The sequence below is a fragment of the Kluyvera genomosp. 1 genome, from assembly GCF_001266615.1.
Lineage (GTDB): Bacteria > Pseudomonadota > Gammaproteobacteria > Enterobacterales > Enterobacteriaceae > Kluyvera > Kluyvera cryocrescens_A.
On record NZ_LGHZ01000047.1, the window covers coordinates 1 to 22,908 of the forward strand.

Consider the following 22,908-nt stretch of genomic DNA (forward strand, 5'->3'; position numbering starts at 1 on the left):
AGACAGGTTCTTGCTCATCAAACCTGTCTGAAAGTAGTAATCAACATGCAATAGGCATAAAATCAACAATTCATTAACATATTAAGCAAGGTCATTATGTCCGCACAACTCACCGCCGAAGCGGCTCTTAAGCTGGTTGGCGAAATTTTTGTCTACCATATGCCGTTCAACCGCGCGCTGAATCTGGAGCTGGAGGTCTACGAAAAGGCCTTTGCGCAGCTGAGCTTTAACAATCAACCGATGATGGTTGGTAACTGGGCACAAAGTATTTTGCACGGTGGGGTGATTGCCTCAGCGCTGGATGTCGCCGCCGGGCTGGTATGCGTGGGCAGTACGCTGGCACGCCATGACACCATCAATGAAGATGAACTACGCCAGCGCCTGTCGCGGATGGGGACCATTGATTTACGCGTAGATTATCTCCGTCCAGGTCGCGGTACGCGTTTTACGGCCACCAGCTCGCTGCTGCGCGCCGGAAACAAGGTCGCCGTTGCCCGCGTCGAGCTACACAATGAAGAACAAACGCATATCGCCAGCGCCACGGCGACTTATATGGTGGGTTAAACGCCATAATCGCGTAAAATTGCGTTACTTTTTCGAAATGGATGTTTCTCATGGATCCCAAACAGACGCGTCAGGGCGTGCTTCTTGCCCTCGCCGCCTATTTTATCTGGGGCATCGCTCCAGCTTACTTCAAGCTGATTTACTACGTTCCTGCCGACGAGATCCTGACCCACCGCGTCATCTGGTCGTTTTTCTTTATGGTGGCGCTGATTAGCATCAGCCGTCAGTGGTCAAAGGTCAGAACGCTGCTCAAAACGCCAAAGAAGGTGTTTTTACTGGCGCTTTCGGCGGTGCTGATCGGGGGAAACTGGCTGCTGTTTATCTGGTCGGTCAATAACCATCATATGCTGGAAGCCAGTCTCGGCTACTTTGTAAACCCGCTGGTGAATATTGTGCTGGGGATGATTTTCCTCGGCGAGCGCTTCCGCCGCATGCAGTGGCTGGCGGTATTTCTGGCAATTTGCGGCGTACTGGTGCAGCTCTGGACCTTCGGATCGCTGCCGATTATCGCCTTAGGTCTGGCCTTCAGCTTCGCCTTCTATGGCCTGGTGCGCAAGAAAATCGCCGTCGATGCACAAACCGGTATGCTGTTTGAAACACTGTGGCTGCTGCCGGTGGCAGCAATTTATCTGTTCGGCATCGCCGACAGCGCTACCAGCCATATGGGGCAAAACGCGTGGACGCTGAATCTGCTGCTGATTGCTGCAGGTATCGTCACCACCATTCCACTGCTGTGCTTTACCGGCGCGGCGACGCGTTTGCGCCTGTCGACGCTCGGTTTCTTCCAGTATATCGGCCCGACGCTAATGTTCCTGCTGGCGGTGACGTTCTACGGTGAAGTGCCGGGGGCGGACAAGATGGTCACCTTCGCGTTTATCTGGGTCGCGCTGGCGATTTTCGTGATGGATGCGATTTATACCCAGCGACGGAGCCGTCGCGGATAGCAAAACGCCGGAGGCGCTGCGCTAACCCGTCCTACTCGTAGGTCGAAAAGCGCAGCGCCTCCGGCATAGCTCTTACAGCCAGTTCTTGCGCTTAAAGTAGAGATACGGCGCAAGCCCCGCCAGGATCATAAAGATAATCGCGCCGGGATAACCAAAGCTCCAGCGCAGCTCCGGCATAAACTCAAAGTTCATCCCATAGCTGGACGCCACAAGCGTAGGCGGCAGGAACACCACCGAAACCACCGAGAAGATCTTGATGATGCGGTTCTGTTCGATGTTGATAAAGCCCATCGCCGCCTGCATCAGGAAGTTCACCTTCTGGAACAGCGATTCATTGTGCGGCAGCAGGGATTCGATATCTCGCAGAATCTCACGCGCCTGCTCCAGCTGGCTGGCCGGTAAACGCGCCTTACGCACCAGGAAGTTCAACGCGCGCTGGGTATCCATCAGACACAAGCGAACCTTCCAGCCGATATCCTCCAGCTCCGCCAGCGTCGAGAGCGCTTCGTCATACTCGTCGCCCTGGCGCCCTTCCATAATCACGCGGCTGAGCTTTTCCAGGTCGCTATAGATGTTTTCTATTTCATCTGCCAGCTGTTCAATTTTGGTTTCGAACAGATCGAGCAGCAGCTCGTAGGCGTTGCCATCTACCATCAGCTGGCTACGTGCACGCATACGGTACAAACGGAACGCCGGCAGTTCACGCTCGCGTAGGGTAAACAGACGCCCTTCACGAATGGTAAATGCCACCGTTGAGTTACCGGCATGATCGTCCGCATCTTCATAAAAGAAGAAGGAGTGAATATGCAGGCCGTCTTCGTCTTCAAAAAAACGTGCGGATGCTTCGATGTCTTCCAGTTCGGGGCGCGTGGCCAGGTTCTGGCCCAAATCCTTTTGCACACGGTTTCGTTCATCGTCATCCGGTTCGACTAAGTCAACCCAAACCGAACTGGCCAGGTGCTCAATCTCGTCTGCTTCAAGACGCGATAAACGATTATTTTCCAGTTGAAATGCGCTCAGCATGACCGGGACTCCCAATGCAAAAAATTATCGGACAGCCGGTGGGCACACAGAAACTACAGGGGTTTCAGACCATTAAACAGCCTGACTCAATGCGACGGGATAAATACGGGTCGCTGACAACCGCTAAGGCTATCAGCATAAGAGGATAGCCTTAGGAGTTGTTCCTGGATGACAGGAAGGTGAGCCAGCATCTACTGGGTGTGTCCAAGGCTTTGTCCTCTTAGCGTAATCGTGCGCGCATGTTACGCCAGCAAAAAAACGGCGTCAACACGCAACGAAACGCTAACCGGCATTAATTACCTTCTGTTCAGTAAGGCTAGCAGATCGTTACAAAATAATGATATTTTTCTGAATGTTATACAGTTTCCAGTCTGGCATAGGCTGCCACCAGCCATTTGATCCCCTGCCCCTGGAAAGCGACCTGCAGACGACTGTGTTCACCGCTGCCTTCCAGATTGACGATCGTACCTTCGCCAAACTTAGCGTGACGAACGCGTTGGCCAAGCTTATAGCCAGTGTCGTTTTCCGCCATTGGCGTGCCCATGCGCTGATGGTTAACCGGGCGGCTAACCGTCGCACGCAGGCGTACTTCTTCCACGCACGCTTCTGGTAACTCACCAATAAAGCGCGATGGACGGTGATAGACCTCTTTGCCGTACAGACGACGCGTTTCCGCATAGGTCAGCGTCAGCTTCTGCATGGCACGCGTCACACCGACGTAGGCCAAACGGCGCTCTTCTTCCAAACGGCCACCTTCATCCAGCGACATCTGGCTAGGGAACATCCCCTCTTCCATACCGACGATAAATACCTGCGGGAACTCCAGGCCTTTCGCCGAGTGGAGAGTCATTAGCTGCACCGCGTCCTGCCAGGTATCCGCCTGACCTTCACCCGCTTCCAGCGCTGCATGGGAGAGGAAAGCCTGCAGCGGCAGTAAATCCTCTTCTTCTTCGTTGTAGCTGAACTGGCGCGTTGCCGTCACCAGTTCGTCTAAGTTCTCGATACGCGTTTGGCCTTTCTCGCCCTTCTCCTGCTCGTACATCATGCGCAGGCCGGAATCTTTCACCACCCGGTCAGTTTGCACGTGCAGCGGCATATCGGCGGTTTCCTGCGCCAGTGCGTCAATCAACTCCATAAAACGCTGCAGTGCGCTGGCGGCGCGTCCGGCAAGGGCTTTCTCTTGCAGCAGTTCGCGACAAGCCTGCCACAGCGTGAGCTGGCGATCGCGCGAGGTCTGGCGAACGACGTCCAGCGTACGGTCACCGATACCACGCGTTGGCGTATTCACCACGCGTTCAAAGGCCGCGTCGTCGTTACGGTTGGAAATAAGACGCAGATAAGAGAGCGCATCTTTAATTTCCTGACGCTCGAAGAAGCGCATACCGCCGTAAATGCGGTACGGCATGCTCACCTGCAGCAACGCCTCTTCCAGCACGCGCGATTGGGCGTTGCTGCGATAGAGAATGGCGCACTGCTCAAGCGCACCACCGTTGTCCTGCCAGGTTTTGATGCGGTTCACCACGAAACGGGCTTCATCAAGCTCGTTAAAAGCGCAGTAGAGTGAAATCGGTTCGCCATCGACGCCGTCGGTCCACAGCTTTTTACCCAAACGCCCGTTGTTGTTTTCAATCAGGGCGTTAGCGGCGCTCAGGATATTGCTGGTTGAACGGTAGTTCTGCTCCAGACGGATAGTTTCAGCACCTGGGAAATCGTTCAGGAAGCGCTGGATGTTTTCCACCTGCGCTCCGCGCCAGCCGTAGATAGACTGATCATCATCGCCAACAATCATCACCTTGCCGGTATCGCCCGCCAGCAGACGGATCCACGCGTACTGGATGTTGTTGGTATCCTGGAATTCATCCACCAGAATATTGGTAAAACGTTCGCGGTAGTGCTGAAGAATATGCGGTTTGTTGAGCCACAGCTCATGAGCGCGCAGCAGCAGCTCGGCGAAATCCACCAGCCCCGCGCGGTCGCAGGCTTCCTGATAGGCCTGATAAACCTTCTGCCAGGTCTGTTCAACCGGATTGCCGTAGCTCTGCAGGTGATGTGGACGCAAGCCTTCGTCTTTCTGGCTGTTGATAAACCACATCGCCTGACGCGGCGGCCACTGCTTCTCATCAAGATTCATCGCCTTGATCAGACGTTTCAGTAAACGCAGTTGGTCTTCGCTGTCGAGGATCTGGAAATCCTGTGGCAGATTGGCATCAAGATGGTGCGCACGCAGCAGTCGGTGCGCCAGGCCGTGGAAGGTACCAACCCACATGCCGCCCTGAGAGGTCCCCATCAGTTGCGCGATACGGTGGCGCATTTCCGCCGCCGCTTTGTTGGTGAAGGTCACCGCCATAATCGAGTACGGCGAGCAGTTTTCCACGCTTTGCAGCCAGGCGATACGATGTACCAGTACACGCGTCTTACCACTACCAGCACCGGCGAGCACCAACATATTGGTGCGCTTTGCCGCGACGGCTTCGCGCTGTTTATCATTGAGGCTGTCGAGCAGGTAAGAAACGTCCATTGGCACCGCCGGAAAGAATGAGGACCCAGTGATACACTGGGAATTTATACAGAGTTATTGACGATTATATCAGCGAGGTCAGAGATGCCAACCGCGAAATCTCAACATGTGGCAACAAACGGCTGTCGGTCGTCTGCATCAGGTCGGCATTTTCCGGCTTGATCCAACAGGCCTGCATGCCACAGCGAATCGCACCCGCGACGTCAGTCGTCAGGTCATCGCCAACGTGCAGGATTTCACCCAGCGGCACATTGAGCCTTTCCGCGGCCAGGTGATACATATCGGCGTACGGCTTTGAACGCCCGTCCGGGCCCGCACGCAGCACAAACTCAAAATAGCGACTCAGACCGAACAGCTCTGGCTGGGCGTTACCGTTAGTGATCGCCACCAGCGGCCATTTCTGCGCCAGCTTGGTCAGGGTGTCGTGGGTTTCTTGCGGAACATCAATTCGGCTGCGCCACTCGGCAAAATTAGCCATCGCGGCATCGGCACCCGCCCTCGCCTCTTTCGTCGTCAGCCCCGCTTTACGCAGACCGTGCTCCAGCGCACGCCAACGCCATTCAGTGACGTCATGGTAAATTTCCGGCTCGCTTTGCAGCAGTTCATCACGCCAGCTTTGCAGCATCCGCGCATCAAAGTTCACCAGCGCCGGATGATAGCCGCGCACAAAATTCAGCGACTCCTGCATCGTCCGGTCAATCACCGGACGGTTATCATAAAGGGTATCGTCAAGGTCAAACGTCAACGCGGCAATGGTGCCCAGCGGTCGATAAAAACGCATTATTTCTCCCGTTTGGCGCGTGGATGCGCCGCATCGTACACCGTTGCAAGGTGTTGAAAATCAAGGTGGGTATAGATTTGGGTGGTCGATAAATTAGCGTGACCCAGCAGTTCCTGCACGCCGCGCAGATCGCCGCTCGACTCCAGCATATGAGTCGCAAACGAGTGGCGCAGCTTGTGCGGATTGACGTGGCTATTCAGCCCCTGCTTGATGCCCCATTCGGCAAAGCGCTTTTGCACGTTACGCGCTGAAATACGCTTGCCCAGTTTGGACAGAAACAGTGCATCATCATCTCCGCCGAACAGGCCACGCAGATCGAGCCAATGTTCAATCCACATTACAGCGTTGCGGCCTATCGGCAAGCGGCGCTCTTTGCTCCCTTTACCGAGCACCCATACTTCGCCGGTATCGAGGTCGAGATGTTTGATATCCAGCCCCACCAGTTCTGACAAACGCAGACCGGCGCCGTACATCACTTCCAGCATCGCACGATCGCGCACTGCCAGCGGATCGTTGAGATCGATATCCAGCAGGCGATTCACGTCGTCGACGTCAATATTCTTCGGCAAATGGCGCGGTGCTTTCGGTGCCGCCACCCCTTTGGCCGGATTTGCCGGCAGTTCGCCCTGGCTGACCATCCAGTCAAAGAAACTGCGCAGCGCCGACAGGCGTAGCGCCAGGCTCGCCGCACCCAACCCTTTTCGGCGGCTGCGGGTAGCAAAACTGCGCACCATCGCAGCATCACATTGTTGCCAATTCTGCAGGCCCATAGCGCAGGCCATTTCAATAACGGCATCAAGCTGACGCTGATAATTCAGTAAGGTAATCGGGCTAAGCTGCCGCTCTACGCCGAGATAGCGTAGAAAACGCGTTACGGCGGGCGTCAGCGAGGTATCGCTCATACGCGTTCAATCCATCGTTCCAGCAGGCCCGGCAACATGAGGGCGATTTCCTGCAATAGCTGCGTTCCTTGCCCAGCCTGATAATGGTGCGGGTCGCGGCTGCTGAACAGAATCACCCCGAGATCGCCATCGCTGCCCATCATCGACACCGCGACCGACCCCACGGCTTTCGCCTCTGGCAGCAGCAGTAATAATTCCGGGCCATTTAGGGTACCCAGATAGTGATTTTCCTGCCCTAAACGCTGTATGCGCAGCGGCTCGAATGCCTGCCGCGAGAGGACAAGGTGGGTATATTTCGAGGGTGCGCCGAGTCGCCAGCGATCGGAAAACAGGCGCAGTGATGCGCCCGCCAGCCCCAGCTCGCGGGCCCAGCGGTGAAACCGCAGCAGCAGATCGTCGAGGCTTTCTGCACAGGCCAACCGATTTTGCAGATGCAGCAGGCGGTAGAACAGCCCTTCGTTGGCTGCAGCCTGGTCCATCAGTTGATCCATGTTCTCTTCGAGCATCGCGATGTAGTTGCGCGAACGCGCCATGTGCCACTCAACCAGCGACACCATGCCCCGCACCGGGTGCGGGACACGCATTTGCTCAACCACAGAGGCATTACGAATAAAAAATTCAGGATGTTGCAACAGATAGTCCGCCACCGCGCGGTCAGTTAGCGCAGTGGCTGCATCCTGTTGTTCTTCCCCGACTTGTTTCATAGGTGAATAAATCCGTCATAGACATGTGCCGCCGGGCCAGTCATAAACAACGGTTGGCCCGGGCCCTTCCAGGCGATATCAAGACGCCCGCCCGGTAATTCCACGCGTACCTCTTCCGCCAGCAACCCCTGCTGAATCCCGACGGCGACCGCCGCACAGGCTCCGCTTCCACAGGCCTGCGTTTCACCCGCGCCGCGTTCATAAACGCGCAGACGGATGTGTTCGCGCTTCACAATCTGCATGAAACCAATATTTGCACGTTCAGGGAAACGTTCATGGCTTTCCATCAACGGGCCCAGCGTTTCTACTGCCGCCGTATCGACGCTATCGACCTGAATGACGCAGTGTGGGTTCCCCATGGAAACCACACCGCACAATACTGTCTGTTCAGCTACACGCATAATATAGGTCTTTTCCGCTTTGTTAGCGCGGAATGGAACCTGGGACGGCTCAAAATTGGGTTCGCCCATGTTGACACGGACCAGTTCATCATCCGTGACGGTTAATACCATACGACCATTCGCCGTACTGACACGGATCTCACGTTTATTGGTCAGCCCTTTCAGACGTACAAAGCGGGCGAAGCAGCGCGCGCCGTTGCCGCATTGCGAAACTTCGCTGCCATCGGCGTTGAAGATGCGGTAGTGAAAATCCAGATCGGGATCGTAAGGCGGTTCAACTACCAGCAGTTGGTCGAAGCCCACACCTTGATGCCTGTCCGCCAGGCGACGAATCAGCTCTGGCGAGAAAAAAACATTCTGCGTTACCGCGTCGACAACCATGAAATCGTTGCCGAGGCCATGCATTTTAGAGAACTGCATCATCTACTCCAGTTGCGCGGAACAGAACGTATTAATTAGTAATTAACCTGCGTTGGGCCGCCGTTATCACCGCGGTCGTTGCGATCCGGCGTATCACTTTGAACCGGAGGCGTCGCCGGTTGAGTCGGCGGTGCTGCCGTTTTATCAGCCGGAGGGAAATAGAGTGGGCCTTTCAGGCCACAGCCAGCAAGGCTAATCAAGGCGATTAATACCGCCAGAGGTCGGAAAATCTTATTCATTCTCAGGATGCCTGTAGTTCAATGCTTTCTATTTTCTATCATCGCAGGAGAAGGCGCAAAAGCAAGCGTTAAGCGCCTGACTGCAACGTGATTTGTTTCACGCTATACTGCCGAATCACTAAAAAACGGGAAACGACAATGAACGACAGTGAATTTCATCGCCTGGCCGATACCCTTTGGCTCACCATTGAAGAACGTTTGGACGACTGGGACGGCGACAGCGATATCGACTGCGAAATCAACGGTGGCGTGCTGACCATTAGCTTCGAAAACGGCAGCAAGATTATTATTAACCGCCAGGAGCCGTTGCACCAGGTATGGCTAGCGACGAAACAGGGCGGCTATCACTTTGACTTAAAAGGCGACGAATGGATCTGCGACCGCAGCGGCGAAAGCTTCTGGGATTTGCTGGAACAGGCGGCCACGCAGCAGTCTGGCGAAACGGTCAGCTTCCGTTAGGATCGAATGCCGGATAACGGTTTACCTACCGTATCCGGCCTCTCTACGAGAAATACTGCTGCAGCAGCGGCGTATTATCGTTGTCGTGGTTAGACGGCGGTGGCGTCAGCGCTTGGCTGCGGAACGGAATCACCTGCGCACGACCATCAACCTTCACAATCTGATAGAACTGCGGCAGGTTGAAGTTGATAAAGCTAGATCCGTAGGTAAAGCGATCGTGTGACGATGAGTAGAAACGGCTGACATCACGCACCAGCTCTTCCTTGCTGCCTTCACAGTGGTGATAGACCTCTGCGCGGTTACTCTCGTCAAGAATGTAGATATTAAAGCCCTGCTCTTCACCCGATTCTTCAAAGAAGAACTGGATAATCCCTTCACTGGCGAAACCGTCGACCACCTGTGGCAGTTCAACGTGGTTGGTCTCAACCTGCACCGACAAGCCGTGCAGCTTGTTATGCGAGATAGCGCCATAGAACTCAATGGCGTTTTCCAGCTTCTGCACCGATACGTTCAGGCGTTCAAAGAACAGTCCCCACGTTTGTCCGGAAACGCGCAGCGCTTTGAAGCGGCCGGTTTCCTGACGGGTGCTGGATAGACGCAGTTCAATACACTCAGAAACCAGCTGCTGGACGCGAGTGCGGATTAAACCACGCAGATGCTGGCTGTAGCAGAACACTTCGACGCTGTCCGGCGGCGCGGCGTCCTGGTGCATTTTGCCCAGAATGGTTTTCAGCGCTTCGATCATCGCCTGTTCGCCGTTGAAGTGCAGCGTACGCACTTCGTTCCACGAGTTGCGGTACAGCAGGTCAACGCTGCCGACCAGGCATTTCTGATCTTCACCGAAGCTGAACGTGTCCAGCTTACGGAAATCAAAATGCACCACCTGATTGCGGAAGGCCGCCGTCGGGTCGTATTCAAGGTTGACGATAATCGCCAGATGGCGAATTTCACACGGGCTGTACAACGCTTTCGGCGTCGGTGCCGGCAGGCGCAGCGGGAAGTGGTGCGATACATCGGCCACCATTTCCTGCAGTTTCGCCAGATCGACAATGTCGTTGCCTTTGATAAACAGGCGCGTGCGTGAAGTCAGCAGGCCGTTAAACCACGCCCAGGCCACCAGCTTATTGAGATAACGGTTATATTCCAGCGGCTGATGGCTGATGATGGATTCCATATTCGGCGCGCGGTTGTACAGGTACCAACCCGTACGGTTAGCGCGTCCCGGCGGAACATAGATAAAGGTCAGATTGGGTTCAGACAGATCCGGGGAGATTTGCGGGTTAACCAGCGTGACCTTGCCCGGCAGCGCTTCAAACGCCGCGTACAGTTTACGCGTCAGCACGCCGATATCCTGCGGGCTTGCGGAAACACTCAGGTTATTGCGGCGCGCGAAACGGATCAGGTTACGGTAGCTCTGCATCATCGCGTCGAGCAGTTCGTTGTGCGCTTCGCGCACCTGATCGATTTTCCAGTTAGCGCGGTTGTCGAGCATCGCCAGACGCTCTTCGCTCCAGCCCCACTCTTTCACTAACTGGCCGACAACTTCACGGCGCCAGCCGACGCAGGCGCGTTCACGGCTGAGTTTTTCGCATACCTTGAGGTAGAAACAGCGGCGAACGAGATCAAGACGGGTTTCGTCCTCAATCGCCTTCAGATACTCGGTAACGCGCTCCAGCATCATGCAATAGGCATCGAGACCGAAAGAAACGATCTCGCCGTCATGCAGGCGCTGTTTAATGTCTTTCGCCAACAGATGCGTGTTGGGGTATTCCCAGGAGTAGGCTTCCAGCAGCAGGGTTTTCAACACCGCTTTGTACGGTGAGTCGATGCTCTTATAGAGCTGCCACAGACTGGCACCAAAGTACTCTTCGGCAGAGAGCGAGCTCAATCCGCCGAGGTCGAGCCATTCGTTTGGCGTCAGTACACCCTGCGCGTAGAGCGTCATGACGTAATCGTCGTAATGCTCTTCTTCCTCGCACGGCACCATATTCCACAGAATACGCTTGCCGGCCAGGCGTACCGCCGTACGGTAAAATTCGTCGAGCAATAAAATATGCTGCGTTGAACCGCAGTCTTCACCGCCGAGGCTGCCGCTTTCGTTATGACGGAAGCGGTTTTCATCGATCAGGAAGAAGCTGACTTCAACGCCCAGCGATGCCGCCCAGCTTTCCAGCAGGCTGCATTTACGCTGCAGTAATTGGCGTTCGTCATTATCGAGCCACGACTGGTGACAAACCCAGATATCCAGGTCGGAAGAGCAGCTCTGACCGACGGACGAGGTGCTGCCCATCGAGTAGATGCCGGTGATCGGCAGTTCACCCTTCGCAGAGGTCTGCGGCGGCATACCGCGATGCAGCTCGAGTTCGTCGAGATAATGGCGTTGGGTTTCATCAGGCGTGTAGAGGCAGATGCCCTTGGGAACGTTACCGTCAAGGTAACCCGGCATCAGCGGATGATGATAATGTAATAATGTCGGCAGTAGACTGTATACCTGCTGGAAAGCAGGGCCCATGGCTGCAAGCGCGCGATCCACGCGCAGTTGGTTGATGGCATCCAGTCTCTGTTTTAGCGTCTCAATATAGAGGTACAAGACATATCGCCTGATGTTCAAAACCTCGACGTATCGTGAGAAGTGCAGATACGGAGATTTTTAATATTTCAACAAGAAGAACCGTTACCGTTTCTCGTCCGCCGTTGTGATTATCAAAATTCGGACAAAAATCGGTTTAAAACGTGATCAATTTAACACCTTGCCGGTTGACCGTAAAGAATGTTGCACTACAACAAGTGTAGCATTGAATGCTGCTGTAAACCCCGGCATACGATCAAGACAGTGCCAGTAATAAACGGTAAACACAACCCGTTTATACCTGCCATCATTTACGCTACAGGCACGTTTCCTGCATTGCGATTTGTTCCGAGTATGAAACCCTGAAAACTAACATCATTAAGGCAACAATGTTAGGATGAACAACGGACGATAATGACGGTAACAAGCATGTTAGACAAAGTTTTGAGAATTGCCACACGCCAAAGTCCGCTCGCTCTCTGGCAAGCGCACTATGTAAAAGAACGCCTGATGGCCTGCCATCCAGGGCTTACGGTGACGCTCGTGCCGATGGTGACCCGCGGCGATATTATCCTTGATACACCGCTGGCCAAAGTGGGCGGTAAAGGGCTTTTTGTCAAAGAACTTGAGCTGGCATTGCTCGAAGGCCGTGCCGATATCGCCGTGCACTCCATGAAAGATGTTCCGGTTGAATTCCCGCAAGGGCTCGGTCTTGTCACCATCTGCGAGCGTGACGATCCGCGCGACGCCTTCGTTTCAAATCATTACGCCTGCATGGATGACCTCCCGGCAGGCAGCGTTGTCGGCACTTCCAGCCTGCGTCGCCAGTGTCAGATTGCCCAGCGCCGTCCGGATCTGGTGATCCGCTCGCTGCGTGGCAACGTCGGCACACGCCTCAGTAAACTTGATAATGGTGATTACGATGCCATTATCCTCGCCGTTGCCGGGCTTAAACGCCTGGAGCTGGATGCGCGTATCCGCCAGGCGATGCCGCCGGAAGAGTCGCTCCCGGCTGTCGGCCAAGGCGCAGTCGGCATTGAATGTCGTCTGGATGATGCACAAACGCGTGCGCTACTTGCGCCGTTGAATCATGACGAAACTGCCATTCGCGTTTGCGCCGAACGTGCAATGAACACACGCCTGGAAGGCGGTTGCCAGGTCCCTATCGGCAGCTACGCCGAATTCATCAACGGTGAATTGTGGCTGCGCGCGCTGGTTGGCTCACCGGATGGGCGCGAAACGGTGCGCGGTGAACGCCGCGGTAAACCGGAAGACGCCGAGAAAATGGGGGTTGAGCTGGCCGATGAGCTGCTCGATAACGGTGCCCGTGAAATTCTGGCGGCCGTATACAACGGAGACACCTCCTTATGACCATCCTGGTAACCCGCCCCTCCCCGCAAGGTGAAGAGTTAGTCAGCCGTTTGCGCGCGCTGGGGCAGGTTGCCTGGAGTTTCCCGCTCATTGAATTTACCCCCGGGCGGGAACTGAATACGCTCAGCCATTCATTGCACGCACTGAGCGAAGGCGATTTGGTCTTTGCGCTGTCGCAGCACGCCGTCAGCTTCGCCCATGCCCAGCTTCAGCAGCAGCACCTTCTCTGGCCTACCGCACCACGCTATTTTGCCATTGGTCGCACCACGGCATTAGCACTGCATCAGGTCAGCGGCCTCGACGTTCGCTATCCATTAGATCGGGAAATCAGCGAAGTGTTGCTACAATTACCTGAATTGCAAACCATTGCCGGTAAGAAAGCGCTGATCCTGCGCGGCAACGGTGGCCGTGAATTGCTGGCCGAGACGCTGACCGAGCGCGGGGCGATAGTGACGCTGTGTGAATGCTACCAACGCAGTCCTGTTCACTACGATGGTGCTGAAGAGGCCATGCGCTGGCAAACACGTGAGGTGACAACACTTGTGGTCACCAGCGGCGAGATGCTGCAACAACTTTGGACGCTCATTCCCCTCTGGTATCGGGAGCACTGGTTGCTGAAGTGTCGGTTAGTGGTGGTCAGCGAACGCATTGCAAAACTAGCCCTGGAGATGGGCTGGCAGGATATTCAGGTTGCCGATAGCGCAGACAACGATGCGCTGCTGCGCGCACTACAATAACTCTCAAAATTGGAAGCCATAATGACGGAACAAAAAGAGAACTCCGCCGTGGTTGAAGAGTCCGGGGAGGCCGTGAACATCACGCCGCAGCCCGAATCTCCTAAGCCAGAAAATGCTGAGAAAAAAAATAACAGCGGAAAAACCAGCCTCGTGCTGAGCGCGGTCGCAATTGCTATTGCGCTGGCGGCAGGTGTAGGCCTGTACGGCTGGGGCAAACAACAGGCCGTCAACCAAACCACCACCAGCGACACTCTCGCCAATCAGCTTATTGCACTGCAAAAAGCGCAGGATGCGCAGAAAGAGGCACTGGAAGCGACGATCAAACAGCAGGCAACGCAGCTGGATGAGGCGAAAGCCCAACAGGGTGAAATGGCCAAACAGCTCGACGAAGTGCAGCAGAAAGTGGCCGCTATTTCCGGTACTGACGCCAAAACCTGGTTGCTGTCGCAATCCGATTTCCTCGTTAAGCTGGCCGGGCGTAAATTGTGGAGCGATCAGGACGTCACCACCGCTGCGGCGCTATTAAAAAGCGCCGATGCCAGCCTTGCTGATATGAATGACCCGAGCTTAATCACCGCCCGTCGAGCGCTGACGGAAGATATCGCTAGTCTCGCAGCGGTCTCACAGGTGGATTACGACGGCATCATTCTCAAGGTTAACCAGCTGGCAAACCAGGTGGATAATCTGCGTCTGGCAGATAACAACAACGACGATTCACCGATGGACAACGATGACGGCGAGCTGTCGGCGTCACTCAGCGAATGGCGTGTGAACCTGCAGAAAAGCTGGCAGAGCTTTATGGACAGCTTTATCACCATTCGCCGCCGCGATGAAACCGCCGTACCGCTGCTGGCGCCAAACCAGGACATCTACCTGCGGGAAAATATTCGCTCCCAGCTGTTAGCCGCCGTACAAGCCGTGCCGCGCCATCAGGATGAAACCTACAAGCAGGCGCTGGATAACGTATCGACCTGGGTTCGCGCCTACTACGATACCGATGACTCGGCGACGAAAGCGTTCCTCGATGAGATCGAGAAGCTCAGCCAGCAGAGCATCAGCATGAATGTGCCGGAAACGCTGCAAAGCCAACCTATTCTGGAAAAGCTGATGCAAACTCGCGTGCGTAACCTGATGGCTCAGCCAGCCGCTGCACAGCCCGCTGACGTACAACCTGCAGTGACGGAACCTGCACCCGCGCAGCCAGCCGCCGCTGCACCACAGGGAGAATAATCGATGCTGAAAGTTCTCTTACTTTTCGCACTGCTGATTGCGGGCATTGTTGTTGGCCCGATGATCGCAGGCCATCAGGGCTACGTCCTGATTCAGACAGATAATTACAACATCGAGACCAGCGTGACCGGTCTGGTCATCATCATGATTCTGGTGATGGTCGTGCTGTTCGCGCTGGAGTGGATTCTACGCCGCATTTTCCGCACCGGCGCCCATACTCGCGGCTGGTTTGTCGGACGTAAACGTCGCCGTGCGCGTAAGCAAACAGAACAGGCGCTGTTGAAGCTGGCCGAAGGTGATTATCAGCAGGTTGAAAAGCTGATGTCGAAAAATGCCGATCACGCTGAGCAACCGGTGGTGAACTATCTGCTGGCCGCAGAGGCTGCCCAGCAGCGCGGCGATGAAGCCCGCGCAAATCAGCATCTGCAGCGCGCGGCAGAAAATGCCGGCAACGATCTGATTCCGGTTGAAATCACCCGCGTTCGTCTGCAATTGGCTCGTGGCGAAACCCACGCCGCACGCCACGGTGTCGATAAGTTGCTGGAAATCGCCCCACGTCACCCGGAAGTGCTGCGTTTGGCCGAGCAGGCTTATATTCAGACCGGCGCATGGAGTTCGCTGTTGGACATCATCCCGTCCATGGCGAAAGCCCACGTGGGTGACGATGCCCATCGCGCCGCGCTGGAACAGCAAGCCTGGATTGGTCTGATGGATCAAGCTCGTGCCGACCAGGGTAGCGAAGGACTGCGTAACTGGTGGAAAAACCAAAGCCGCAAAACGCGCCATCAGGTCGCTCTGCAGGTTGCCATGGCCGATCACTTGATTGAGTGTGACGATCATGACACCGCGCAGCAGATCATTATCGACGGACTGAAGCGCCAGTATGACGATCGTCTGGTTATGCTGATACCGCGTCTGCACACCAATAACCCGGAGCAGATGGAAAAACTGCTGCGCCAGCAGATCAAAACCGTAGGCGATCGCCCGCTGCTGTGGAGTACGCTAGGCCAATCATTGATGAAACACGGTGAGTGGCAGGAAGCGAGCCTGGCATTCCGTGCGGCGCTTAAGCAGCGTCCGGACGCATTTGACTACGCCTGGCTTGCTGATGTGCTCGATCGCCTGAAGCAACCGGAAGAGGCTGCAACCATGCGTCGGGATGGTCTGATGCTGACTTTGCAGAACAATCCGCCAGCGTAAAACCGGCACAATGAATAAAGGGGGCCGCACGGCCCCCTTTTGTTGGCCTAAAGGTCTTCCCACGCCGGTCTTTGGCCCATAAAAAAACGCCTGCTCGTTTAGGAGCAGGCGTTAAACAGGTTTAATTCGACAACATAATGGGTGCTTCACTCAACGTTATGTCCATGGTGTCTGATGAGGCTAAAGCGACATCTGTCAGTGGACGATAAGCACCGTAAACGGCTCTGCGTCATTCCTGGGTTTATGAAGCCGTAAGGCGAGCATAAGAGATGGAATGAGCATCTACGCGGCGCATTATGTCACAGGATCCTGGGGGATAAAACCTCCTGTTACAGAAAAATATTTCGTTTCCTCTGCATAAACATTATTCCCATAGCGGCTTCGCCCTCATCAAATTAAAAAATTGAATAAAATAATCACAATAGATACTTACGAGCTACATATCTATTATTTTTATATTTAAAAAATAAGTAACAATTTATATTATGTCCCTATCCACATCTGCTCCCTCCTTATATTTACAGTGCGGAAATTGAGAGTATAAGATTCCCATCACGACGAGTTCGTGGCGCTGTTCATTTCATATATATTCATAAATATTATTTGGTTATAAATCACATTCATCATTGAGCAGCTTCAGAAATACAAACACCATTATTTATTGAAATATATATATTTATTATGGAGACATTATAATGGATTTATCTTTCCCTAAAAAACTACTCGCCATTACGGTGATTGCTGCACTGCCTGTGCTGACTCATGCAGCAGATACACCCGCAGGGGCGGTGGCAAAACAAGATTCACCCGGCTACGACCATCCCAATCAATATATAGGGAAAACAGCAACCCCTATTGCCGACAATATGATGCCGGTGATGATGCATCCGGAACAGAATAAAGAGACTCAGGCTAAACTGGCCGAGATCCAGAAAAAAACGGGCAAGAAACCCAACATTGTTATCTTCCTTCTGGATGATGTGGGCTGGATGGACGTTGGTTTCAACGGCGGTGGTATTGCAGTCGGTAACCCAACTCCGGATATTGACGCCGTTGCTAACCAGGGTTTGATCCTCACCTCAGCCTATTCTCAGCCAAGTTCCTCTCCTACCCGCGCCACAATCATGACCGGCCAATACTCCGTCCACCATGGCATCCTTGTCCCACCGATGTATGGTCAGCCAGGCGGTCTGGAAGGGTTAACAACATTACCTGAACTGCTGCACGACCAGGGCTACGTCACTCAGGCCATTGGTAAATGGCACATGGGGGATAACGAAGGTTCACAGCCACAAAACGTCGGTTTTGATGACTTCCGTGGCTTCAACTCCGTTTCTGATATGTATACCGAATGGCGTGATGTCCATATGAACCCGGAAGTGGCGCTCAGCCCATCCCGTACTAACTTCATCAAAAACATGCCTTTTAGCAAAGATGACGTTCACGCGGTACGCGGCGGTAAGGAAGAAGCCATTGCCGATATCACGCCAAAATACATGGAAGACCTCGATCAGCGCTGGATGCAATACGGTGTCGACTTCCTCAATAAAATGACCAAAAGCGATAAACCGTTCTTCCTCTACTACGGTACCCGAGGCTGTCACTTCGACAACTATCCTAATGCGAAATATGCGGGCAGTTCACCGGCGCGCACGACCTACAGCGACTGTATTGTGGAGATGAACGATATCTTCGCTAACCTTTATAAAACGCTGGAGAAAAACGGTCAGCTTGATAACACGCTCATTGTCTTTACGTCTGATAACGGCCCAGAGGCTGAGCTTCCGCCGCACGGTCGTACGCCGTTCCGCGGTTCGAAAGGATCCACCTGGGAAGGCGGCGTTCGCGTCCCGACATTTGTTTACTGGAAAGGCATGATCCAACCACGTAAATCAGAAGGTATCGTCGATCTGGCGGATCTTTTCCCAACAGCGATGGCATTGGCTGGTAAGCCAGGTGCAGAAGTCTCCAAATTGGTGCCAAGTACCACCTTCATCGATGGTATCGATCAGTCCTCATTCTTCATCGGAACCGACGGCCAATCGAACCGTAAAGCGGAGCACTACTTCCTTAATGGACAGCTTTCCGCCGTACGTATTGATGAGTTCAAATTCTATACATTGCTGCAACAGCCATTCGCCTTCACTCAGAGTGGATATCAGGGGGGCTTCACCGGAACGGTAATGCCGGCGGCGGGAGCAATGCTCTTTAACCTCTATGCTGACCCACAGGAATCAGATTCTGTTGGTATCCGTCACACCCCGATGGGCATACCGCTAACCGTTGAAATTGAAGAATATAAGAAAATCCTGCAGAAATACCCGCCAAAAACACAAATTAAGTCGTAAGTCTTAGGCCCACTTCCTTACTGGAGGTGGGCCTCTTTTATTGACCCACCTTAATTAGATTCGCGCGCATGATATCGCTGGCTGGCCGACCATTTGCCAGCAGCTCCGCCATTGCTTTCAGATACGGTGGCAAATGGCGAAAATAGCGCTGATAACCAGCACAGAGGTAATTCAATCCCGGCTCACCTGTAGCCGTCAGTGAAAAGCGGTGTTTCGGGCAACCGCCCCAGCAAGCTTTTAGCACCTGGCATTCACGACACTGTGTAGGCAAAAGGGTGTATTTATCTTTACCAAACTGCTCCTGAGCGGAGGAATCCACCATGCTCGCGAAGGTATCACTATGCAAATTGCCGAGCAGAAATTCTGGATAGACAAAGTGATCGCAGGCATAAACGTCACCATTATGTTCCACCGCCAGTGACCGTCCGCACGTTGGTTGATGATGACAAACCGTGCCCGGTGCGCCGACAAAGCTCGCGAGAGCCCACTCGATATTCATCACAAACACCCGCCCTACATCACGCTGGATCCAGCGGTTAAACACCGCTGTCAGAAAGTCACCGTACTCTTCAGGACGAACCGACCACGGCGTCAGCGAACCTTTCATTTCTCCAGGGGCATGGAGAGAAAGCCCTGCCCGTGCGGCAGCTTCATCCGCCAAGCGCTCTACGACAGGAATAAACTGAATGAACTCCACACCCGCCTCACACAAGAAATCGTAGATCTGCAGAGGCTCATGGGCGCTGGTATGGTTAACACACGCCAACACGTTGTAGTTTACCCGGTGCTTTTGCAGCAGCCCCAGTGCGCGCATCACGAGCTTGTGCGTCGGGCGGCCGCCTTTTGTCACACGATACTGGTTGTGGATCTCTGCCGGACCATCGAGCGATAGCCCAACCAGGAACTGATGCTGCGCCAGGAACTGGCACCACTCATCGTCCAGCAGCACGCCGTTGGTCTGAAAGCTATTGCTGATGGTGCGCCCCGCGCCATATTGCTGCTGTAGCGCTACGGCTCTGCGATAAAAATCGAGCCCTAACAGCGTGGGTTCACCGCCCTGCCAGGTAAAGGCAACTTCATTCTGCGCTTCGCTAGCAGCAATGTAATGGCGAACATAGGCTTCCAGCGTCGAATCATCCATGCGTAGCGAAGGTTGAGAGGGGTATAAGGCATGTTTTTCGAGATAAAAACAGTAGTCACAGTTCAGATTGCACTCCGAACCGCTCGGTTTTGCCATCGCGTGAAACGCACGCGTCGGAACCTGTTGCAGCATGTTCACTCCTTCCTGAGTAAAGCGATATCCATTGGGGAAGAAGATAGTACTGCGATGATGAAAAGTGAAAGGGGCGTTTGTTGCGAAGGCGATGTGAGCCGGATTGCAGAAAACAAAAAACCCCGCCGAAGCGGGGTTCAAAATTGGTCGGCGAGAGAGGATTCGAACCTCCGACCCACTGGTCCCAAACCAGTTGCGCTACCAAGCTGCGCTACTCGCCGAAATACTGCATACTGCTTTTTGAATTTTTAGTTCAATTCGTTTTTTTGTAGACGGGATGCCCGTAAACAAAAAACCCTGCCTAAGCAGGACTCAAAATTGGTCGGCGAGAGAGGATTCGAACCTCCGACCCACTGGTCCCAAACCAGTTGCGCTACCAAGCTGCGCTACTCGCCGAAATTCTGCTTACTGCTTTGAACGTTTCGTTCAATTCGTTAAAGTCGTGGTGCGAAGGGAGGGACTTGAACCCTCACGTCCGTAAGAACACTAACACCTGAAGCTAGCGCGTCTACCAATTCCGCCACCATCGCATGTTCACAACTCTAATCAAATAATGGGGTGGCTAATGGGATTCGAACCCACGACAACTGGAATCACAATCCAGGGCTCTACCAACTGAGCTATAGCCACCACTGCAAATCTTTCCTACGCGGTTATCAAAACCACCGCAGCTCCAGCACCGGGTAAATGGTGCGCCCGACAGGATTCGAACCTGAGACCTCTGCCTCCGGAGGGCAGCGCTCTATCCAGCTGAGCTACGGGCGCTTAGCGCCGTTGCGGGGTCGGATATTACGGACTTCCTACCCCGCTGTCTAGTGCCTTTTTAAAGAAAATTATCGTTTGCTCATGCTTTGCGCGTTTTGTCGCTTATTTCTGCACTTTTCGCACATCCGGTCCTTGGCTCATACCAAATACCTTATAAACCAACGTCACAACGGCTAAAAAGAGCGCACCGACAAACAGAGACATACGGGTATCTTCATTGAATCCCATCCCCACCAGCACACAAACCAGGAACGCCATAGTCACATAGTTGGCCCATGGGAACAAAATTGAGCGGAATGGGTGGCTAGCGATCGCTTCTTGATGCGTACGACGAAAACGCAGTTGGCTAATCAGAATAACAAACCACGGCACCATCCCCGGCAGAACGCTGGCGCTGTAAACATAGACAAACACACGCTGCGGATTTGGAATGATGTAGTTCAGACAAGAGCCAATCAACAAGATCACAATCGATACGCTTACACCTGCGGCCGGTACACCACTTTTTGTGACCTTCGCCATTGCCGCCGGAAGCTGACGGTTTTTCGCCAGCGCGTAGAGCATACGCCCACAGCTGTACATCCCGCTGTTACAGCCAGACAGCGCTGCCGTCAGCACGACAAAGTTGATAATCCCTGCCGCGGCGGTGATACCGATCTTGGCAAAGGTCAGCACAAACGGGCTGCCGTTAGTGCCAATCTCATTCCACGGGAAGATAGTGACGATAACGAAAATCGCGCCCACGTAGAAAATCAGGATGCGCCACAGCACTTTGCCAACTGCGCTACGCAGCGTCACCTGCGGGTTCTTCGCTTCACCGGCGGTCATACCGATAAGCTCAACGCCCTGATAGGATGCCACCACGATACACAGCGCCGTCAGGAAGCCTTTCCAGCCACCGGCAAAGAAGCCGCCGTGCTCGGTCAGATTGCTAAAACCAATCGAGGTGCCGCCGTTGCCAAAGCCAAAGAAAATCACCCCCAGGCCAATGACGATCATCACAATAATCGTGGTGACCTTAATCATGGCGAACCAGAATTCGATTTCACCGTACAGACGCACTGCGGCCAGGTTTGCCAGCGCAACCAGCCCGACGGCAATCAATGCCGGTATCCACTGGGCCATTTCCGGGAACCAGAACTGGACGTAGACTCCAATGGCGGTGATCTCTGATATCCCTACCGCCATCCACATAAACCAATATGACCAGGCGGTGAGATAACCGAAGAACGGACTCATATAGCGGTGCGCGTAGACGGCGAACGAACCGGTCACCGGCTCAATGAACAGCATTTCCCCCATCGAACGCATGATGAAGAAGACAAATATGCCCGCCAGAATATAGGCCAGCAACACCGACGGCCCAGCCCACTTCAGGGTACTTGCCGACCCCATAAACAGGCCAACACCGATAGTGCCTCCGAGGGCAATTAGTTCGATATGTCGGGCTTCCAGACCGCGCTGGAGCTCCGGTTTTTTCTCTGCCATAAATCCTCTTGTGTTTGCGTATTCCCGGTCATTGCCGGTTTTATTCTTATAGAAAAAATAGATGTCTGTCGGATATGGACCTCTCCGTAGAATGACGGACAGGTCATCAGGGCATGCGAATGGTTTAACAATTTCGAATAAATGGCAAATAGAAATGAGGAATAAAGTATCGGACATGTGAATGTATCACGCAGGAAATGCGCGATACATTCAGGCTAAGACGCAGGATATTCAGAGATTATTGGTGTAGTGCCAGCGTAAATAGCGCAGCAGGCGCAGCTGACGTTTAATGCGGCTGGGTTGGGAAAGCAGACGATACAACCATTCCAGACCCAATTTTTGCCACACTTTTGGCGCACGCTTTACGTGACCAGTGAAGACATCATAGGTGCCACCCACGCCCATATACAGTGCATCAGGGTGAATCTGTCGGCAGTCGCGCATCAAAATTTCCTGCTTTGGCGAGCCCATTGCGACGGTGACGATTTTCGCCCCGCTGTCACGAATGCGTTCGAACAGCGCCGGACGCTCCTCTGCCGTGAAATACCCGTCCTGGGTACCGACCAGATTCACGTTCCACTGCTGACGCAGTTTCTCTGCTGTCTCAGCCAGCACCTCAGGCTTACCACCGATCAGAAAAACCGGCGTACCCTCTGCTCCTGCCCGCGCCATCAACGCTTCCCACAGATCGGCGCCCGCAACGCGCGACACGTCAGCATCGTGGTATTTCTTACGAACAGAGCGCACCACGCTAATACCGTCGGCATATTTAAACTCCGCCGCGTTAATCAGCGTTCTGACCTCAGCATTGTCTTCCAGCGTCAGCATCTTCTCGGCGTTAATCGCCACCAGCGTCCCTTGCTTCAGATTGCCGCCCGCATACAGATAATCCAGCGCATGCTGCATATTGCGCCAGCCAATCAGCTTCAGGCCACGCAAAGTGTAGGTTGGCGCGGTCAGTAAATCAGCCAT

At 54.0% G+C, this 22,908-nt stretch carries 20 protein-coding genes and 5 tRNA genes; 8 read left to right on the plus strand and 17 right to left on the minus strand.

Going from position 1 to position 22,908, the window contains the following annotated elements; genetic code table 11:
* Window positions 1–96 precede the first annotated feature (96 nt).
* Together yigI and rarD are read left to right on the plus strand one after the other, a co-directional pair.
* On the plus strand, window positions 97–564 hold the full coding sequence (gene yigI / locus KP80_RS20525) for an acyl-CoA thioesterase YigI (RefSeq protein ID WP_052285498.1): 468 nt from the start codon (window positions 97–99) through the stop codon (window positions 562–564).
* A gap of 50 nt (window positions 565–614) precedes the next feature.
* Entirely contained in the window at window positions 615–1,508 is an 894-nt protein-coding gene (gene rarD, locus KP80_RS20530; protein ID WP_052285499.1) for an EamA family transporter RarD, read from the plus strand.
* A gap of 72 nt (window positions 1,509–1,580) precedes the next feature.
* Here rarD and corA read toward each other — a convergent pair whose 3' ends face one another.
* The 8 genes from corA to lptM all read right to left on the minus strand — a co-directional run bounded on the left by corA (window position 1,581) and on the right by lptM (window position 8,496).
* Window positions 1,581–2,531: a magnesium/cobalt transporter CorA gene (corA, locus tag KP80_RS20535; RefSeq protein WP_052285500.1), complete on the minus strand. Its 951-nt coding sequence runs from the start codon at window positions 2,529–2,531 to the stop codon at window positions 1,581–1,583.
* 151 nt (window positions 2,532–2,682) lie between these two features.
* Window positions 2,683–2,739, minus strand: coding sequence for a YsgD/CorL family protein (gene ysgD / locus KP80_RS23360; protein ID WP_218007475.1), 57 nt, complete (start codon window positions 2,737–2,739; stop codon window positions 2,683–2,685).
* Window positions 2,740–2,886: 147 nt separating this feature from the next.
* The gene (gene uvrD / locus KP80_RS20540; protein WP_052285501.1) at window positions 2,887–5,049 is read right to left on the minus strand and encodes a DNA helicase II; all 2,163 of its coding nucleotides are present in this window, start codon (window positions 5,047–5,049) and stop codon (window positions 2,887–2,889) included.
* A 64-nt stretch (window positions 5,050–5,113) separates the two neighbouring features.
* Window positions 5,114–5,830: a 5-amino-6-(5-phospho-D-ribitylamino)uracil phosphatase YigB gene (gene yigB / locus KP80_RS20545; protein WP_052285502.1), complete on the minus strand. Its 717-nt coding sequence runs from the start codon at window positions 5,828–5,830 to the stop codon at window positions 5,114–5,116.
* The gene (gene xerC, locus KP80_RS20550; RefSeq protein ID WP_052285503.1) at window positions 5,830–6,732 is read right to left on the minus strand and encodes a tyrosine recombinase XerC; all 903 of its coding nucleotides are present in this window, start codon (window positions 6,730–6,732) and stop codon (window positions 5,830–5,832) included. The genes yigB and xerC overlap by 1 nt, the downstream gene beginning before the upstream one ends.
* Complete coding sequence (locus tag KP80_RS20555) at window positions 6,729–7,436, minus strand: DUF484 domain-containing protein (RefSeq protein ID WP_052285504.1); 708 nt, start codon at window positions 7,434–7,436, stop codon at window positions 6,729–6,731. The genes xerC and KP80_RS20555 overlap by 4 nt, the downstream gene beginning before the upstream one ends.
* Window positions 7,433–8,257: a diaminopimelate epimerase gene (gene dapF, locus KP80_RS20560; protein ID WP_052285505.1), complete on the minus strand. Its 825-nt coding sequence runs from the start codon at window positions 8,255–8,257 to the stop codon at window positions 7,433–7,435. The genes KP80_RS20555 and dapF overlap by 4 nt, the downstream gene beginning before the upstream one ends.
* A 35-nt stretch (window positions 8,258–8,292) precedes the next feature.
* On the minus strand, window positions 8,293–8,496 hold the full coding sequence (gene lptM / locus KP80_RS20565) for an LPS translocon maturation chaperone LptM (protein WP_052285506.1): 204 nt from the start codon (window positions 8,494–8,496) through the stop codon (window positions 8,293–8,295).
* Window positions 8,497–8,634: 138 nt separating this feature from the next.
* On the opposite strand from lptM, the gene cyaY reads away from it, so the two are divergent.
* Complete coding sequence (gene cyaY / locus KP80_RS20570; RefSeq protein WP_052285507.1) at window positions 8,635–8,955, plus strand: iron donor protein CyaY; 321 nt, start codon at window positions 8,635–8,637, stop codon at window positions 8,953–8,955.
* A gap of 43 nt (window positions 8,956–8,998) precedes the next feature.
* Here the strand turns inward: cyaY and cyaA are convergent, their stop codons facing one another.
* Window positions 8,999–11,545, minus strand: a complete 2,547-nt coding sequence (gene cyaA, locus KP80_RS20575; protein WP_052285508.1) for a class I adenylate cyclase — start codon at window positions 11,543–11,545, stop codon at window positions 8,999–9,001.
* Window positions 11,546–11,953: 408 nt separating this feature from the next.
* Between cyaA and hemC the strand changes: the two genes are divergently transcribed.
* The 5 genes from hemC (at window position 11,954) to KP80_RS20600 (ending at window position 18,410) form a co-directional block, all read left to right on the plus strand.
* The gene (gene hemC, locus KP80_RS20580; RefSeq protein ID WP_052285509.1) at window positions 11,954–12,895 is read left to right on the plus strand and encodes a hydroxymethylbilane synthase; all 942 of its coding nucleotides are present in this window, start codon (window positions 11,954–11,956) and stop codon (window positions 12,893–12,895) included.
* Entirely contained in the window at window positions 12,892–13,632 is a 741-nt protein-coding gene (gene hemD, locus KP80_RS20585) for a uroporphyrinogen-III synthase (RefSeq protein WP_052285510.1), read from the plus strand. Before hemC ends, hemD begins: the two co-directional genes overlap by 4 nt.
* A 21-nt stretch (window positions 13,633–13,653) precedes the next feature.
* Window positions 13,654–14,862, plus strand: a complete 1,209-nt coding sequence (gene hemX / locus KP80_RS20590; protein ID WP_052285511.1) for a uroporphyrinogen-III C-methyltransferase — start codon at window positions 13,654–13,656, stop codon at window positions 14,860–14,862.
* 3 nt (window positions 14,863–14,865) lie between these two features.
* Complete coding sequence (gene hemY, locus KP80_RS20595) at window positions 14,866–16,062, plus strand: protoheme IX biogenesis protein HemY (protein WP_052285512.1); 1,197 nt, start codon at window positions 14,866–14,868, stop codon at window positions 16,060–16,062.
* A 695-nt stretch (window positions 16,063–16,757) separates the two neighbouring features.
* Complete coding sequence (locus KP80_RS20600; RefSeq protein WP_052285513.1) at window positions 16,758–18,410, plus strand: sulfatase-like hydrolase/transferase; 1,653 nt, start codon at window positions 16,758–16,760, stop codon at window positions 18,408–18,410.
* 37 nt (window positions 18,411–18,447) lie between these two features.
* Here KP80_RS20600 and KP80_RS20605 read toward each other — a convergent pair whose 3' ends face one another.
* The 8 genes from KP80_RS20605 to wecG form a co-directional block, all read right to left on the minus strand.
* On the minus strand, window positions 18,448–19,683 hold the full coding sequence (locus KP80_RS20605) for an anaerobic sulfatase maturase (protein ID WP_052285514.1): 1,236 nt from the start codon (window positions 19,681–19,683) through the stop codon (window positions 18,448–18,450).
* Between the two features lie 144 nt (window positions 19,684–19,827).
* Window positions 19,828–19,904: transfer RNA gene (locus KP80_RS20610), tRNA-Pro, on the minus strand.
* A gap of 98 nt (window positions 19,905–20,002) precedes the next feature.
* Window positions 20,003–20,079 (minus strand) — tRNA-Pro (locus KP80_RS20615).
* A gap of 47 nt (window positions 20,080–20,126) precedes the next feature.
* Window positions 20,127–20,213, minus strand: a tRNA-Leu gene (locus KP80_RS20620).
* Between the two features lie 24 nt (window positions 20,214–20,237).
* Window positions 20,238–20,313: transfer RNA gene (locus KP80_RS20625), tRNA-His, on the minus strand.
* A 58-nt stretch (window positions 20,314–20,371) separates the two neighbouring features.
* Window positions 20,372–20,448, minus strand: a tRNA-Arg gene (locus tag KP80_RS20630).
* A 102-nt stretch (window positions 20,449–20,550) separates the two neighbouring features.
* Window positions 20,551–21,936, minus strand: coding sequence for a bifunctional threonine/serine APC transporter ThrP (gene thrP, locus KP80_RS20635; RefSeq protein WP_052285515.1), 1,386 nt, complete (start codon window positions 21,934–21,936; stop codon window positions 20,551–20,553).
* 231 nt (window positions 21,937–22,167) lie between these two features.
* The gene (gene wecG, locus KP80_RS20640; RefSeq protein WP_052285516.1) at window positions 22,168–22,908 is read right to left on the minus strand and encodes a lipopolysaccharide N-acetylmannosaminouronosyltransferase; all 741 of its coding nucleotides are present in this window, start codon (window positions 22,906–22,908) and stop codon (window positions 22,168–22,170) included.

Excerpts from the sequence above, each read along its gene's own strand:
- yigI (WP_052285498.1), top strand. The coding sequence starts at position 97 with ATGTCCGCACAACTCACCGCCGAAGCGGCTCTTAAGCTGGTTGGCGAA.
- rarD (WP_052285499.1), top strand. The coding sequence starts at position 615 with ATGGATCCCAAACAGACGCGTCAGGGCGTGCTTCTTGCCCTCGCCGCC.
- corA (WP_052285500.1), bottom strand. The coding sequence starts at position 2,531 with ATGCTGAGCGCATTTCAACTGGAAAATAATCGTTTATCGCGTCTTGAA.
- uvrD (WP_052285501.1), bottom strand. The coding sequence starts at position 5,049 with ATGGACGTTTCTTACCTGCTCGACAGCCTCAATGATAAACAGCGCGAA.
- yigB (WP_052285502.1), bottom strand. The coding sequence starts at position 5,830 with ATGCGTTTTTATCGACCGCTGGGCACCATTGCCGCGTTGACGTTTGAC.
- xerC (WP_052285503.1), bottom strand. The coding sequence starts at position 6,732 with ATGAGCGATACCTCGCTGACGCCCGCCGTAACGCGTTTTCTACGCTAT.
- KP80_RS20555 (WP_052285504.1), bottom strand. The coding sequence starts at position 7,436 with ATGAAACAAGTCGGGGAAGAACAACAGGATGCAGCCACTGCGCTAACT.
- dapF (WP_052285505.1), bottom strand. The coding sequence starts at position 8,257 with ATGCAGTTCTCTAAAATGCATGGCCTCGGCAACGATTTCATGGTTGTC.
- lptM (WP_052285506.1), bottom strand. The coding sequence starts at position 8,496 with ATGAATAAGATTTTCCGACCTCTGGCGGTATTAATCGCCTTGATTAGC.
- cyaY (WP_052285507.1), top strand. The coding sequence starts at position 8,635 with ATGAACGACAGTGAATTTCATCGCCTGGCCGATACCCTTTGGCTCACC.
- hemC (WP_052285509.1), top strand. The coding sequence starts at position 11,954 with ATGTTAGACAAAGTTTTGAGAATTGCCACACGCCAAAGTCCGCTCGCT.
- hemD (WP_052285510.1), top strand. The coding sequence starts at position 12,892 with ATGACCATCCTGGTAACCCGCCCCTCCCCGCAAGGTGAAGAGTTAGTC.
- hemX (WP_052285511.1), top strand. The coding sequence starts at position 13,654 with ATGACGGAACAAAAAGAGAACTCCGCCGTGGTTGAAGAGTCCGGGGAG.
- hemY (WP_052285512.1), top strand. The coding sequence starts at position 14,866 with ATGCTGAAAGTTCTCTTACTTTTCGCACTGCTGATTGCGGGCATTGTT.
- KP80_RS20600 (WP_052285513.1), top strand. The coding sequence starts at position 16,758 with ATGGATTTATCTTTCCCTAAAAAACTACTCGCCATTACGGTGATTGCT.
- KP80_RS20605 (WP_052285514.1), bottom strand. The coding sequence starts at position 19,683 with ATGCTGCAACAGGTTCCGACGCGTGCGTTTCACGCGATGGCAAAACCG.
- thrP (WP_052285515.1), bottom strand. The coding sequence starts at position 21,936 with ATGGCAGAGAAAAAACCGGAGCTCCAGCGCGGTCTGGAAGCCCGACAT.
- wecG (WP_052285516.1), bottom strand. The coding sequence starts at position 22,908 with ATGGCTGATTTACTGACCGCGCCAACCTACACTTTGCGTGGCCTGAAG.